Source organism: Pseudomonas sp. CFBP 13719 (genome assembly GCF_014842095.1).
Lineage (GTDB): Bacteria > Pseudomonadota > Gammaproteobacteria > Pseudomonadales > Pseudomonadaceae > Aquipseudomonas.
Map to the genome: position 1 here is coordinate 1 of NZ_JACYVB010000005.1, position 12241 is coordinate 12241.

Below are 12241 nucleotides of genomic sequence, written 5' to 3' on the forward strand. Positions count from 1 at the left end.
AGTTGCTCCGCGCAAACCCGTGGGAGCGGTCCGTGGCCGCGAAACAGGCGACGCGGTGTCTGCAAAGACTCACGCCGGGGTAAGACACTCCGGGGCGTTGAGCTTGGGGTCATTGACCAGATTGGCCAGCGGACGCTCGCGCAGGGCGGCCTGCGGTGCGGCGAGCAACGACTGCAGGGCAGCCAAGGGCGTTTCCGGGTCCAGCCAAGCCGCCTGCCCGGCGGCATCGAGGATCAACGGCCGGCGCTGGCTCATGGCCGGCTGGGTCACCACTGCCGTGCTCAACCAGACCTGCTCCTGCACCGGATAGGCTTCCCAGATACCCGCGAAAAACAGCGAAGAACCCTCGCCTGGCGTCAGCCAGAAAGGCCGCTTGCGCACATTGCCCCGCCACTCGTAGAAGCCGTTGGCCGGAATCAGGCAACGCCGCAGGCGCAAGGCTTCGCGAAACATCGGCTGCTCGGCCACCGTCTCTGCCCGCGCATGGGCAGGGGTTCGCGACAGGTCGGTCAACCACGGCGGGGTCAGCCCCCAGCGCGCCTTGGCCAGGGTCGAGCGCTCCCCCTCGCGGCGCTGGATCAGCACCGAGTCACCCGGCGATATGTTCCACTGCGCCTGTTGGCCTTGGGGAAAGCCCTCCTGCGCGGCGAAAGCGGGTGACCAGCGAAACAAGGCAAAACGTCCACACATCAGAAAAAACTCTTGAGGGGTCTAGCACAGCAGAACCCCGGGAAAACTGTCGGGCTCGTCGCCCGACATGGGCAGCGCGGCATTGTACTCACCGATCAACTGCCGTGCGTAATCGGCCTGCTCGTCGGCCACCAGCAAACCCAGCAGGCCCATGGCAGGCAGGTCGCCCATCCCGCCGACCAGATCTCGACCCGCCAGATGCACACCCACCCCTTCGTTTTCCAGCATACCCAGAAGCATCTGCGCCTCCAGCAGACTGGCGGGCTCGTAGATGCGCTGCATCACTCGTTCTCGCTGCGCATGCGCAGCGACCAGTCCTCGCCATCGGTCTGCAGGGCGAACACGATGGGTCGGCAGCACACCGGGCAGTCTTCTATATAGTCCTGATCGCCAGCGGACAGATCGAGCACCGCTTCGGCAGGCTCGCCGCAATAGGGGCAATCGTAATCTTGGGTTTCCAGCATCGCGGCCTCCACGGCTCACTTGTGCGTATAATCGCCACTCTGTTTGCAGGCCGTTGGCTACATGGGCCCCTACCCTTTGCCCACAACCTTGCGCCTGTACCTTTACCTTAGCCGTTTCCAACAAGAGAGCATGATGGGCGAATTCGATGCCATCCGACCGTACGACGACGCCGAAGTACCTGCCGTTCTGGCACGGTTGCTCAGCGACCCGGCATTCCTGGATATCCTCACCCACTTCCGCTTCCCGCGTCAGGCCAAGACCTTTGGCTGGCTGCTCAAGCCGTTGATCGCACGGCGTCTGCGCCGCGAGTTCAAGGATGTCACCAACGTCGCCACCCTGCAGGACAAGGTCGAGTTCTACGTCGACCACACCATCGACCGCGCCACCGACGGTGTGACCTACACCGGTGTCGAGCAGTTCAAGTCCGGCAGTGCGTACCTGTTCCTGGCCAACCACCGCGATATCGTCATGGACCCGGCGTTCGTCAACTACGCCGTGTACCACGCAGGCCTGCCGACGCCGCGCATTGCCATTGGCGACAATCTGCTGCAGAAGCCTTTCGTCAGCGACCTGATGCGCCTGAACAAGAGCTTCATCGTCCATCGCTCGCTGGTCGGGCGTCGTGAAAAGCTGGCGTCCTACCAGCTGCTGTCGGCCTACATCAATCACTCGATCCGCCACGACTGCGCCTCGATCTGGATCGCCCAGGCCGAAGGCCGCGCCAAGGACGGTGACGACCGCACCGACTCGGCGATCCTCAAGATGTTTCACATGAGCCGCAAGGACGAGCCTTTCGGCGAAACCATCAAGGCGCTGAACCTGACGCCGGTGTCGATCAGCTACGAGTACGACCCCTGCGATCAGGCCAAGGCACGCGAGCTGTACATCCGTGCCACCAAGGGCGCCTACAATAAGGCACCCGGCGAAGACGACGTCAGCATTGCCCAGGGCATCACCGGCTACAAGGGCCGCGTGCACATCAACTTTGCCGCGCCCATCACCGAGTCGTTCGAAGACACCAAGCAGTTGGCCATGGAGATCGACCGGCAGATTCTGGGCGGTTATCGCCTGTTTCCCGTGCACTACCTGGCCTACGCGCAGTGGGCGGATGCCGATCCCGAGCTGCAGGTACCTGCAGCAGCCGATGTGTTTCCAGCCGCCGAGCTGGAAAAGGCCCGTGCCGAATGGCTGCGACGGTTGCGCGAGTGTCCGGTGGAACAGCGACCGTTCCTGGTGGTGCAATACGCCACGCCAGTGCGCAACCAGTATCGCGTCAAGGCAGGGCTGCCGCTCTAGGGTCAGCCAGCGTACAGGGTGTCATGCGGCCGTCATGGCACCGTCATACGCCCTTCATGCACCCTTCATGCACCCTTCATACAAAACAGGCATCGTGTTGCACCCTCACCCAACACGCTTCGGATGCCCGCCATGCTGCACGCCCTTAACCAGGATCGTCTCTACCACATTACCGCCAGCGACGAGCAGGAAGCTCTGATCGACGCCCTGGCGTTCAATGTCCAGGACCGACAGTGGCTGGTGTATTGCGCCTTGGGCGGTCATCAGCACGGTGACTGGCCCGATCTGGACCTGGGCACCGGTATCAGCGTGCTCGACTTTCACATGCGCGCGGCCTGAAGCCTGCACGCAGTGAAATCCGGCCCATGAAAAAGCCCGCGAACATCGCGGGCTTTTTCGTAACGGGCAGACGCTGTCAGAAGTTGTTCTGGGACAGGGTCTGGCCAATGGTGGCGTCCTTGAACACGCGCGTCAGCGCATCGCTCAGCACATCGCTGACCAGCTTGGTGTTGGTTTCCTGGTTCGGCGCCATGCCGAAACGCTGGTTCAAGGACGCGCCGTAGCGGCCGCTGTAGTGACGGCCACCGTTGGTGACGTCGGCCTTGAACGTGGCGCCGATGTTGGCCTCGGTGACGTACATCTTGTCCTTGGGCGACTGGTACTTGAGCTCGGCCAGGGTGATGGTCAACGTAGGCGCGCTGCCATTGTTGCCCGTGGGCGTGAAGCCGAGCAGTCTTACGGCCGCTTCGGCCTGGGCCTGCAGCTTGGGCAGTACATCGTTGGCGGCAACGCTCACTGCGCTGGTTTCCGGATAAAGGCCGCCACGGGTGCCCAGGGTCGGCGAAGGTCGACCGTCGACGACGCGCACGGCCACTGCCTGGCCCTGGCCGACAGCGGCGAACTGCGAAGTCAGGCGCGGCTGCGGGCTGAGTTGTTGCGGGCTGTTGGCACAACCGACCAACGTCAGACTGGTCACAGCGATCATAGCGAACAACAGGCGGTGCAACATGCGCATCTCTCCGGCAACGGGCAGTGGATAAGCCGCGAGTATAGCGGGGCCTGCGGGCAATGGACCAGCCATGAAACACGTGCAGGCGACCCAGCGTGATGCATGTCATCAGCCTGTCACCGTCTGCGGGCAGTATCGCGGCTACAGTCCACCGCACGCCATCGCACGGAGAATCGCTCATGGGTTTTCTCAAGTCTCTGTTCAGGGCCAGCCAGCCCTATCGTTGCTACGTCGCTCTCGACCAGCAGGGCCTGTGCCGCGCCTTCAAGCAATGCCAGCAGGCGCCCCTCGGCGAGGGTTGGGTCGAGGTTGGCGATATTCGCCCACAATGGCTGGGCCAGCCATTGCCTGCCCATGCCCGCGTCAGCTCCCGTGCCACGGGGGCTGGCGGGATTCGAGCGGTGCACGCCTGACTGGCCGGTCACCAAAAGCCTGTAAATAACGATCAACTCGCCGCGTTTCATCGCTATAATCTTCCCCCGATTATAAGGACGTCTCCTGATCGGGCCTCGCAGCACTGCCAACACACTCGTCTTGGCCTCCGCACCGCCCACAGAGAGCCGCCCACGCAGGTCACGCGCTGGCGTTTCCATTCGCTCGTGCCACCCTGCCGCTGCCGATCCTCCAAGCAGCCTTCTTGAGGTTCACGACTCCAAAAGAGCGTGAAATAAACGGGTTTCACAACTTCACAAGAGTGTGGCGAGCAAATGAAAAGTCTTGGATCTGTACCAGCACTATCTGCGTCCCGAACAGCCCAACGAGGAAGGATCGAACGCTTCGCATGAAGGCTCTTGCTCGCTGAACGCACGTATCAACCATGGTCCTATGGCGTTGGCGGGCCGAACGTGAGTTCATGGGCAATGCCCGGCAGACTTGTCGGCACAGGCCATTTCAGCGATGCAGTTGCGAAGATTCGGACATGGCGACCCAGGCCTGCACAGACGTACCGGGGTCCCATGCTGTCAATGGGTGCTGAAGATTTTGGAGACGCGTTAAATGGCGCAAAACGAAGCAGTCGACGTGGTATTGGTAGGGGCCGGCATCATGAGTGCCACCTTGGCCGTACTGCTCAAGGAACTCGACCCGGCATTGAAGCTGGAAGTCGTCGAGCTCATGGACTCCGGTGCCGCGGAGAGCTCCAATCCGTGGAACAACGCCGGTACCGGCCATGCCGGCCTGTGTGAGCTCAACTACACGCCGCAGGCCGCCGATGGCTCCATCGACATCAAGAAAGCCGTGCAGATCAACACTCAGTTCGAGGTCTCGAAGCAGTTCTGGGCTTACCTGACCAGGAAGAGCAGCTTCGGTTCGGCACGTTCGTTCATAAGCCCGGTGCCGCACCTGAGCTATGTCGAGGGTGACAAGGGCGTGGCCTTCCTCAGGAAGCGCTATGAAATGCTCAAGGCCCACCATGCCTTCGCCGACATGGAATACACCGAAGACAAGGCAAAGATGGCCGAGTGGATGCCGCTGATGATGCCAGGGCGGCCGGCCGATCAGCACATCAGTGCCACCCGTGTGATGGGCGGTACCGACGTCAACTTCGGCGCCTTGACCAACAAGCTTTTGGCCCATCTGGCCAGCGCACCCGGCGCGCAGGTCAAGTACTGCAAGAAGGTCACTGGCCTTGTGCGCAAGGGCAGTGGCTGGACGGTCAGCATCAAGGACGTCAACACCGGCAATACCCGCGAAATCGACGCCAAATTCGTATTCCTGGGCGCAGGCGGTGCTGCTTTGCCATTGCTGCAGATGTCCGGGATCGAAGAAGGCAAGGGCTTTGGTGGCTTCCCGGTCAGCGGCCAGTGGCTGCGCTGCGACAACCCCGAGGTGGTCAAGCAGCACCAGGCCAAGGTCTACAGCCAGGCTGCGGTGGGCTCACCGCCCATGTCCGTGCCGCACCTGGACACTCGCGTGGTCGATGGCAACAAGTCGCTGCTGTTCGGCCCTTACGCCGGCTTCACCACCAAGTTCCTCAAGCATGGCTCGTTCCTCGACCTGCCGCTGTCGGTGCGCGCGGCGAACATCGGACCGATGCTGGCCGTGGCCCGCGACAACATGGACCTGACCAAGTACCTGATGAGCGAAGTGCGCCAGTCCATGGAGCAGCGTCTGGATTCGTTGCGGCGCTTCTACCCGCAGGCCCGCGCTGAGGATTGGCGTCTGGAGGTGGCTGGCCAGCGCGTGCAGATCATCAAGAAGGACCCGAAAAAAGGTGGCGTGCTGCAATTCGGCACCGAGCTGGTGTCTGCCGCCGACGGCTCGCTGGCGGCCTTGCTCGGTGCGTCACCGGGTGCCTCGGTGACCGTGTCGATCATGCTCGACCTGCTGGAACGCTGCTTTCCCGAGCAGACCCGATCACAGGCGTGGGCGACCAAGCTGGCGGAGATCTTCCCTGCCCGCGAACAGGTACTGGCGAACGATGCCGAAACCTACCGTCGCGTCAGCCATGACAGCGACGTGGCGCTCGAGCTCGCGGAAAAAGCGGACGGCGTGCAGCATTACGCCTGACACACCGCACGTACCGCCGACGCGGCTCGCGCCGCTGCTACAGGGAATTGCATCGCTCCTGTAGCAGCGGCGCCAGCCGCGTCCGGGCCACCGCCCTTGTAGCAGCGGTGCCAGCCGCGTCCAGGCCACCGCCCTTGTAGCAACGGTGCAAGCCGCGTCCAGGCCACCGCCCTTGTAGCAGCGGTGCAAGCCGCGTCCAGGCCACCGCCCTTGTAGCAGCGGTGCCAGCCGCGTCCGGGTCACCGCCCTTGTAGCAGCGGTGCAAGCCGCGTCCAGGCCACCGCCCTTGTAGCAGCGGTGCAAGCCGCGTCCAGGCCACCGCCCTTGTAGCAGCGGTGCAAGCCGCGTCCGGGTCACCGCCCTTGTAGCAGCGGTGCCAGCCGCGTCCGGGCTCACCGCGTTTCCACAGACACACCGCATGTGCCGCCGACGCGGCTTGCGCCGCTGCTACGGGGATCGTGTCAGGCTCGCTGGATCAGGTCGATGTATTCCTGGGCGTTGCGCTGGTCGCGAATCAAGGTGATGAAATCGTTGCCGTGTTCGTCCTTGCCGTCGAGCTCGTAGCCCGCTTCCTTGAAGAACACCAGAAAGCGTGCGAAGTCATCGACGCGCAGGCCACGGTACGCCTTGATCAGCTTGTGCAGCGACGGCGAGGTGGCATCGACCGGCTCGAAATTCAGGAACAGCTTGATCTGCTCATCGCCGATCTCGTCGCCAATCAATTGCTTCTTGTCTTTACGCATTACCGACTCCAACTCGCTATCACGGTCATTCACGGGGCAGGCAGTTTACCCTCGGCTTGGCGATGGGCTCAACGCGCGCGTAGGTTGCCGGTGTGCAGATCGGCCCAGACATGCCCATTGGGGTAGCTGAGGAACTGCACGTAGACGGTGTCGTTGCGCAGCAGGTCGAGCAGGATCCGGTACTGGCTCAGCGGATAGGTCAGGGCCAAGGTGCCAGTGGCCGCGTCGAAAGCTGGCCGCTTCAGGCTTTTGCTTTCGCCATCGAAGGTGATCAGCACTTCGGCCAGTTTCGCGTCCTTGCTCAACGCCTTGCCCTTCAAGCGCAACAGCATGGGCGCGGTCACCGGTATGGGCTGCTGGTTGGAAAGGCGCTGGTTGCCCATGACCACCGAGTAGCTGGTCACCTGCAACAGTTGCTGCTGCGGATCACCTTCGCGCAGGGTCTGCTCATCGGGCGGCAGGAACTGTTCATGAACAACGCCATGCCCAGGCGCTGCAGCCAGCGGCAGACAGGTCAGCAAGGCAATGGCGGCAACGGTCAGGCGCATGGGCGGCTCCTTGTGGAAGAGCCGCGGACTTTAGCATGTTGCAAGGGGGGCGAGTCTGTGGCGAGCCCCGACGCGGCTCGCGCCGCTGCTACAAGAACAACGCAATCAGGTCTGGCACTGAACAGGCCCTGTCACAAAAGCGCAAGCCGCATCGGCGGCACACGCAATCCCTGTAGCAGCGGCGCAAGCCGCGTCGGCGGCGCACGCCATGGATCTGGGGGAATGCGATAAACCCAGGCTCGGTATCCGGAGAGAGGCCTTACATGCCCTTGACGGCGAAGATGCCCGCAGCGTTGCGCCAGTAGCCCTTGTAATCCATGCCGTAGCCGAAGATATAACGGTCGATGCACGGCAGACCCACGAAGTCGGCCTTGAGGTCGGGGCTGGCCTTGCGGTCGTGGTCCTTGTCGATCAGCACGGCGGTGTGCACGGCGCGGGCGCCGGCATGCTTGCAGAAATCGATGATGGCGCTGAGCGTGTGGCCTTCGTCCAGGATGTCGTCGATGATCAGCACGTCGCGGTCGATGAAGGAGATTTCCGGCTTGGCCTTCCAGAACAGATCGCCGCCGCGGGTTTCGTTGCGATAGCGGGTAGCGTGCAGGTACGAAGCCTCCAGCGGGAAATCCAGATGAGTCAGCAGCTTGCCGGAGAAGATCAGCCCGCCGTTCATCACGCAGAACACCACGGGGTTGCGATCGGCCAGTTCAGCGTTGATCTGCGCGCCGACCTTGGCAATGGCGGCCTCGACCTGGGCTTCTGTGTACAGGCAGTCGGCCTCTCGCATGACTTGACGGATGTGCTCGAGATCAGCGGACATGACGCTCTCCAAGGGGGGCGGTGGAAGAAAAGCGGGCAAAGGTACGCACACACCTGACGTGAATCAAGCACAATCCAGGCTTTCATGCACTAACGTGCAGTATGTCTATAGGACAGCCCGATACAATAGATTAATCTACCGCCGTTTTTTTGCCCGTTCGGAGCCTTTCCCCATGCCTATCCGTGAGATCCGCCACCCGCTGATCCGCCACAAGCTCGGCCTCATGCGCCGTGCCGACATCAGCACCAAGAACTTTCGCGAGCTCGCCCAGGAAGTCGGAGCCCTGCTCACCTACGAGGCTACCAAGGATCTGCCCCTGGAAAACTACGAAATTGCAGGCTGGGCTGGCCCGGTGCTGGTCGAAAAGATCGCGGGCAAGAAAATCACCGTGGTGCCCATCCTGCGCGCCGGCATCGGCATGCTCGACGGCGTGCTCAGCCTGATTCCAGGTGCCAAGGTCAGCGCCGTGGGCGTTGCGCGCAACGAGGACACGTTGCAGGCCCACACCTACCTGGAAAAGCTGGTCGATGAAATCGACGAGCGCCTGGCGATGATCATCGACCCGATGCTGGCCACCGGCAGCTCCATGGTTGCCACCATCGACCTGCTGAAGAAGGCCGGCTGCAAGGAAATCCGCGCCATGGTGCTGGTGGCTGCTCCCGAGGGCATTGCCGCCGTGGAAAAGGCGCACCCTGATGTGCAGATCTACACCGCTTCGATCGACGAACGCCTGAACGAGCATGGCTACATCATCCCCGGGCTGGGCGATGCCGGCGACAAGATTTTCGGCACCAAGCAGAAGGACGCCTGACCCATGCAGGACGAGTTCAACGATCCGCTTTGGCGGCAGGTGCTGTCAGGCGCGCAGATGCTCTTCGTGGCGTTCGGCGCGCTGGTACTCATGCCGCTGATCACCGGCCTGGACCCGAACGTGGCGCTGTTCACCGCGGGCCTGGGCACGCTGCTGTTCCAACTGGTGACGGGTCGTCAGGTGCCGGTATTCCTGGCATCGAGCTTTGCTTTCATCACGCCTATCATCCTTGCCAAGGGCCAGTTCGGCCTGGCCGAGACGATGGGCGGGATCATGGCGGCCGGATTCGTCTACACCTTCCTTGGGCTTGCGGTGAAGATCAAGGGCACCGGCTTCATCGACCGCCTGCTGCCGCCCGTGGTAATCGGCCCGGTCGTGATCTCCATCGGCCTGGCGATGGCGCCGATCGCTGCCAACATGGCGATGGGCAAGGCCGGCGACGGCACCGAGCTGATCCCCTACGCCACGGCCATGTGGATCTCCATGCCGGCGCTACTCACCACCATCGTCGTCGCAGTGTTCGGCAAGGGCATCTTTCGCCTGGTGCCGATCATCGCCGGGGTGCTGGTAGGCTTCGCCATGGCATTCGCCTTCGGTGTGGTGGACACGGCCAAGATCGCCGCAGCCTCCTGGCTGGCACTGCCACACTTCACGGCGCCGGCGTTCAACTGGCAGGCCATCCTGTTCATTGTGCCCGTGGCGCTGGCACCGGCCATCGAGCACATCGGTGGCGTGATCGCCGTGGGTAGCGTGACCGGCCGTGACTACCTGAAGAAACCCGGACTGCACCGCACCCTGCTGGGCGACGGCATTGCCACGACTGCCGCCGGCCTGTTCGGCGGACCGCCCAACACCACCTATGCGGAAGTGACCGGCGCGGTCATGCTGACCAAGAACTACAACCCCAAGATCATGACCTGGGCGTCGATCTTCGCGATCAGCCTGGCATTCGTGGGCAAGTTCGGCGCGCTGCTGCAAAGCATTCCAGTGCCAGTGATGGGCGGCATCCTGTGCCTGCTGTTCGGCTCCATCGCAGCGGTGGGCCTGAACACCATGATTCGCCACAAGGTCGACATGGCCGAGGCGCGTAACCTGGTGATCGTCTCGGTAACCCTGGTGTTCGGCATCGGCGGCGTGTTGGTCGGCACCGGAACCGGGCCCGATGACTTCGGCCTAAAGGGCATTGCCCTGTGCGCCGTGGTGGCGATTGCCCTGAACCTACTGCTGCCGGGGCACGGCGACTGGAAAAAGGACTCGCAGGCCTGAAGCCGCCAGGGAGCGCCATGGTGGCGCTCCCTGCTGGCAGATTCAGCGTCACAGCATCAAGGGTGCCCGCTCGCACAGGGTATTCAACGCTTCACCCCATTGCGGGTGATCGTTCAGGCACGGCACCAGCACCAACTCCTCGCCCCCCGCCTCGCAGAACTGCTCGCGCCCGCGGTCGCCGATCTCCTCCAGAGTCTCGATGCAATCGGCGACGAACGCCGGGCACATCACCAGCAACTTCTTCACCCCTTGTTTGGCAAGTTCATCCAGACGCGCCTCGGTGTAGGGCTCGATCCACTTGGCCCGGCCCAGTCGCGACTGGAAGGACACCGACCAGCTGCCCTCGGCAAGGCCCATGCGCTCGGCGAAGGCACTGGCCGTACGCAGACACTGAGCGCGATAGCAGACGGCGAGCACTTCAGGCGGTGCATTCTGGCAGCAGTCGGTCGTACGCAGGCAGTGGCCGCCGGTGGGGTCGATCTTGGTCAGGTGCCGTTCGGGCAGTCCGTGGAAACTCATCAACAGGTGGTCGTGGGGTTGCGCCAGGTAGGGCTTGGCACTGGCCACCAAGGCATCCACGTATTCCGGCTGGTCGTAGAACGGCTGCAGCACGCTGAATTGCATGGCCAGCTTGCGTTCGCGCACCACCTTGCGTGCCTGCTCGATCACCGTGGTTACGGTGCTCTGGGCGAACTGTGGATAAAGTGGCGCCAGGGTGACTTTGTGCACCCCCTGCTCGGCCAGGCGAGAGAGTGCCGTATCGAGCGACGGCTCGCCATAACGCATGGCGACTTCCACCGGACCATGGCGCCACTGCTCGGCCATGACCGCCTGCAGGCGCCGGGTCAGCACCACCAGCGGCGAGCCGTCCTCCCACCAGATCGAGGCATAGGCGTGTGCCGATTGCTCGGGGCGCTTGACCAGAATCAGCGACACGATCAGACGCCGCAGCGGCCACGGCACGTCGATGACATAAGGGTCCATCAGGAACTGGTTGAGATAGCTACGTACATCGGCCACCTGGGTCGATGCGGGCGACCCCAGGTTGACCAGCAGCAGGGCGTGATCGGTCATGCAGCGTCCTATTTCAGGTTCGTCGTTTAGAGCTCAGAGGCGCCGCGACAATTCGGTCAGGGCGGCGGATAGTTCGCTGTAGCGGAAATTGAAACCTGCGGCCTGCAGCGCCACCGGGCGTGCGCGCTGGCCACCGAGCAACAGCCCTGACAGCTCGCCGAGCCCCGCCTTGAGCAACAGCGAGGGCAGCGGCAGGAAAGCCGGGCGATGCAGGGCACGTCCCAGTTGTCGTGCGAATTCACGGTTGCGCACCGGCTCCGGCGCGCAGGCATTATAGGGACCACGGCACTGGGTCTGGCGCAAGAGAAAATCAATCAAGGCGATTTGATCGTCGATGTGAACCCACGGCATCCACTGCCGGCCACTGCCGATCGGGCCTCCCAGCCCCAGCTTGAACGGCAGCGCAAGGCGCTTGAGAAAGCCGCCCTGGCTCGCCAGCACCAGCCCGGTGCGCACCAGCACCACCCGCACGCCCAACGCTTCGGCGCGCAGGGCCGTCTCTTCCCAGGCAATGCACAAGTGACTGGCGAAGTCCTCCTTGACCGGTTGCGAGGTCTCGTTCAATTCACGCTCGCCACCATCGCCATACCAGCCGACCGCCGAGCCGGAAATCAACACTTCAGGCCGCTGCGCACGGCTTTCCAGCCATGCCAGAAGGCGCTCGGTCAGCGTGATTCGGCTGCTCCACAGCAACGCCCGGCGTCGCGCCGTCCACGGGCGATCGGCAATCGGCGCGCCGGCCAGATTGACCACCGCGTCCACTGTTTCGTCGCCAATTTCCTCGAGCTGCGCCACGCCGCGCACGCTGGCCCCGCACAGCTGCTTCACCTGGCCCGGCTGGCGACTGAGCACCGTCAGTCGATGCCCCTGCCCGACCCAGTGCTGGCAAAGCTTGCGGCCGATGAGCCCGGTGCCGCCGGTCAGCAATATGTGCATAAGGTTTCTCCAATGTGGCGTTGCGTCTGCAGCGCTAGTCTATTTTCATGAGACAGGCACTTTCCATCCGCGTGCCTC

General features: G+C 63.1%; 15 protein-coding genes. 6 read left to right on the plus strand and 9 right to left on the minus strand.

Features of this window, described 5'->3' with window-relative positions:
• Positions 1 to 69 precede the first annotated feature (69 nt).
• Genes IFT57_RS16375 through IFT57_RS16385 form a run of 3 tightly spaced genes read right to left on the minus strand, consistent with a single transcriptional unit; the run spans position 70 to position 1154 of the window.
• Positions 70 to 690, minus strand: a complete 621-nt coding sequence (locus IFT57_RS16375; RefSeq protein WP_192152076.1) for an SOS response-associated peptidase — start codon at positions 688 to 690, stop codon at positions 70 to 72.
• Between the two features lie 21 nt (positions 691 to 711).
• Positions 712 to 972, minus strand: coding sequence for a putative signal transducing protein (locus tag IFT57_RS16380; RefSeq protein ID WP_122475195.1), 261 nt, complete (start codon positions 970 to 972; stop codon positions 712 to 714).
• Positions 972 to 1154: a CPXCG motif-containing cysteine-rich protein gene (locus IFT57_RS16385; RefSeq protein ID WP_192152077.1), complete on the minus strand. Its 183-nt coding sequence runs from the start codon at positions 1152 to 1154 to the stop codon at positions 972 to 974. The genes IFT57_RS16380 and IFT57_RS16385 overlap by 1 nt, the downstream gene beginning before the upstream one ends.
• Before the next feature lie 130 nt (positions 1155 to 1284).
• Between IFT57_RS16385 and IFT57_RS16390 the strand changes: the two genes are divergently transcribed.
• Together IFT57_RS16390 and IFT57_RS16395 are read left to right on the plus strand one after the other, a co-directional pair.
• Positions 1285 to 2451, plus strand: coding sequence for a 1-acyl-sn-glycerol-3-phosphate acyltransferase (locus IFT57_RS16390; protein WP_122715182.1), 1167 nt, complete (start codon positions 1285 to 1287; stop codon positions 2449 to 2451).
• Between the two features lie 132 nt (positions 2452 to 2583).
• The gene (locus IFT57_RS16395) at positions 2584 to 2790 is read left to right on the plus strand and encodes a hypothetical protein (protein WP_122715212.1); all 207 of its coding nucleotides are present in this window, start codon (positions 2584 to 2586) and stop codon (positions 2788 to 2790) included.
• Positions 2791 to 2866: 76 nt separating this feature from the next.
• On the opposite strand, the gene IFT57_RS16400 is transcribed toward IFT57_RS16395, so the two are convergent.
• A complete protein-coding gene (locus IFT57_RS16400) occupies positions 2867 to 3460 on the minus strand; it encodes a YajG family lipoprotein (RefSeq protein ID WP_192152078.1) in 594 nt (197 codons plus the stop codon).
• A gap of 179 nt (positions 3461 to 3639) precedes the next feature.
• Here IFT57_RS16400 and IFT57_RS16405 point away from each other — a divergent pair, with 179 nt between their 5' ends.
• Both IFT57_RS16405 and mqo read left to right on the plus strand, forming a co-directional pair.
• Positions 3640 to 3873: a hypothetical protein gene (locus tag IFT57_RS16405; protein ID WP_122795326.1), complete on the plus strand. Its 234-nt coding sequence runs from the start codon at positions 3640 to 3642 to the stop codon at positions 3871 to 3873.
• A gap of 583 nt (positions 3874 to 4456) precedes the next feature.
• On the plus strand, positions 4457 to 5968 hold the full coding sequence (mqo, locus tag IFT57_RS16410) for a malate dehydrogenase (quinone) (protein ID WP_192152079.1): 1512 nt from the start codon (positions 4457 to 4459) through the stop codon (positions 5966 to 5968).
• A 461-nt stretch (positions 5969 to 6429) separates the two neighbouring features.
• Here the strand turns inward: mqo and IFT57_RS16415 are convergent, their stop codons facing one another.
• The 3 genes from IFT57_RS16415 to IFT57_RS16425 all read right to left on the minus strand — a co-directional run bounded on the left by IFT57_RS16415 (position 6430) and on the right by IFT57_RS16425 (position 8076).
• The gene (locus tag IFT57_RS16415; RefSeq protein WP_122715179.1) at positions 6430 to 6711 is read right to left on the minus strand and encodes a PA4642 family protein; all 282 of its coding nucleotides are present in this window, start codon (positions 6709 to 6711) and stop codon (positions 6430 to 6432) included.
• A gap of 68 nt (positions 6712 to 6779) precedes the next feature.
• Complete coding sequence (locus IFT57_RS16420) at positions 6780 to 7259, minus strand: hypothetical protein (protein ID WP_192048523.1); 480 nt, start codon at positions 7257 to 7259, stop codon at positions 6780 to 6782.
• A gap of 259 nt (positions 7260 to 7518) precedes the next feature.
• A complete protein-coding gene (locus IFT57_RS16425) occupies positions 7519 to 8076 on the minus strand; it encodes a hypoxanthine-guanine phosphoribosyltransferase (protein ID WP_122475207.1) in 558 nt (185 codons plus the stop codon).
• Positions 8077 to 8248: 172 nt separating this feature from the next.
• Here IFT57_RS16425 and upp point away from each other — a divergent pair, with 172 nt between their 5' ends.
• A complete protein-coding gene (upp, locus tag IFT57_RS16430) occupies positions 8249 to 8887 on the plus strand; it encodes a uracil phosphoribosyltransferase (RefSeq protein WP_122715177.1) in 639 nt (212 codons plus the stop codon).
• 3 nt (positions 8888 to 8890) lie between these two features.
• Entirely contained in the window at positions 8891 to 10153 is a 1263-nt protein-coding gene (locus tag IFT57_RS16435; protein WP_192152080.1) for a uracil-xanthine permease family protein, read from the plus strand.
• A gap of 48 nt (positions 10154 to 10201) precedes the next feature.
• Here IFT57_RS16435 and hemH read toward each other — a convergent pair whose 3' ends face one another.
• Complete coding sequence (gene hemH, locus IFT57_RS16440) at positions 10202 to 11227, minus strand: ferrochelatase (protein ID WP_192152081.1); 1026 nt, start codon at positions 11225 to 11227, stop codon at positions 10202 to 10204.
• 33 nt (positions 11228 to 11260) lie between these two features.
• Entirely contained in the window at positions 11261 to 12163 is a 903-nt protein-coding gene (locus tag IFT57_RS16445) for a TIGR01777 family oxidoreductase (RefSeq protein ID WP_192152082.1), read from the minus strand.
• Positions 12164 to 12241 lie beyond the last annotated feature (78 nt).

Excerpts from the sequence above, each read along its gene's own strand:
- IFT57_RS16375 (WP_192152076.1), bottom strand. The coding sequence starts at position 690 with ATGTGTGGACGTTTTGCCTTGTTTCGCTGGTCACCCGCTTTCGCCGCG.
- IFT57_RS16380 (WP_122475195.1), bottom strand. The coding sequence starts at position 972 with ATGCAGCGCATCTACGAGCCCGCCAGTCTGCTGGAGGCGCAGATGCTT.
- IFT57_RS16385 (WP_192152077.1), bottom strand. The coding sequence starts at position 1,154 with ATGCTGGAAACCCAAGATTACGATTGCCCCTATTGCGGCGAGCCTGCC.
- IFT57_RS16390 (WP_122715182.1), top strand. The coding sequence starts at position 1,285 with ATGATGGGCGAATTCGATGCCATCCGACCGTACGACGACGCCGAAGTA.
- IFT57_RS16395 (WP_122715212.1), top strand. The coding sequence starts at position 2,584 with ATGCTGCACGCCCTTAACCAGGATCGTCTCTACCACATTACCGCCAGC.
- IFT57_RS16400 (WP_192152078.1), bottom strand. The coding sequence starts at position 3,460 with ATGTTGCACCGCCTGTTGTTCGCTATGATCGCTGTGACCAGTCTGACG.
- IFT57_RS16405 (WP_122795326.1), top strand. The coding sequence starts at position 3,640 with ATGGGTTTTCTCAAGTCTCTGTTCAGGGCCAGCCAGCCCTATCGTTGC.
- mqo (WP_192152079.1), top strand. The coding sequence starts at position 4,457 with ATGGCGCAAAACGAAGCAGTCGACGTGGTATTGGTAGGGGCCGGCATC.
- IFT57_RS16415 (WP_122715179.1), bottom strand. The coding sequence starts at position 6,711 with ATGCGTAAAGACAAGAAGCAATTGATTGGCGACGAGATCGGCGATGAG.
- IFT57_RS16420 (WP_192048523.1), bottom strand. The coding sequence starts at position 7,259 with ATGCGCCTGACCGTTGCCGCCATTGCCTTGCTGACCTGTCTGCCGCTG.
- IFT57_RS16425 (WP_122475207.1), bottom strand. The coding sequence starts at position 8,076 with ATGTCCGCTGATCTCGAGCACATCCGTCAAGTCATGCGAGAGGCCGAC.
- upp (WP_122715177.1), top strand. The coding sequence starts at position 8,249 with ATGCCTATCCGTGAGATCCGCCACCCGCTGATCCGCCACAAGCTCGGC.
- IFT57_RS16435 (WP_192152080.1), top strand. The coding sequence starts at position 8,891 with ATGCAGGACGAGTTCAACGATCCGCTTTGGCGGCAGGTGCTGTCAGGC.
- hemH (WP_192152081.1), bottom strand. The coding sequence starts at position 11,227 with ATGACCGATCACGCCCTGCTGCTGGTCAACCTGGGGTCGCCCGCATCG.
- IFT57_RS16445 (WP_192152082.1), bottom strand. The coding sequence starts at position 12,163 with ATGCACATATTGCTGACCGGCGGCACCGGGCTCATCGGCCGCAAGCTT.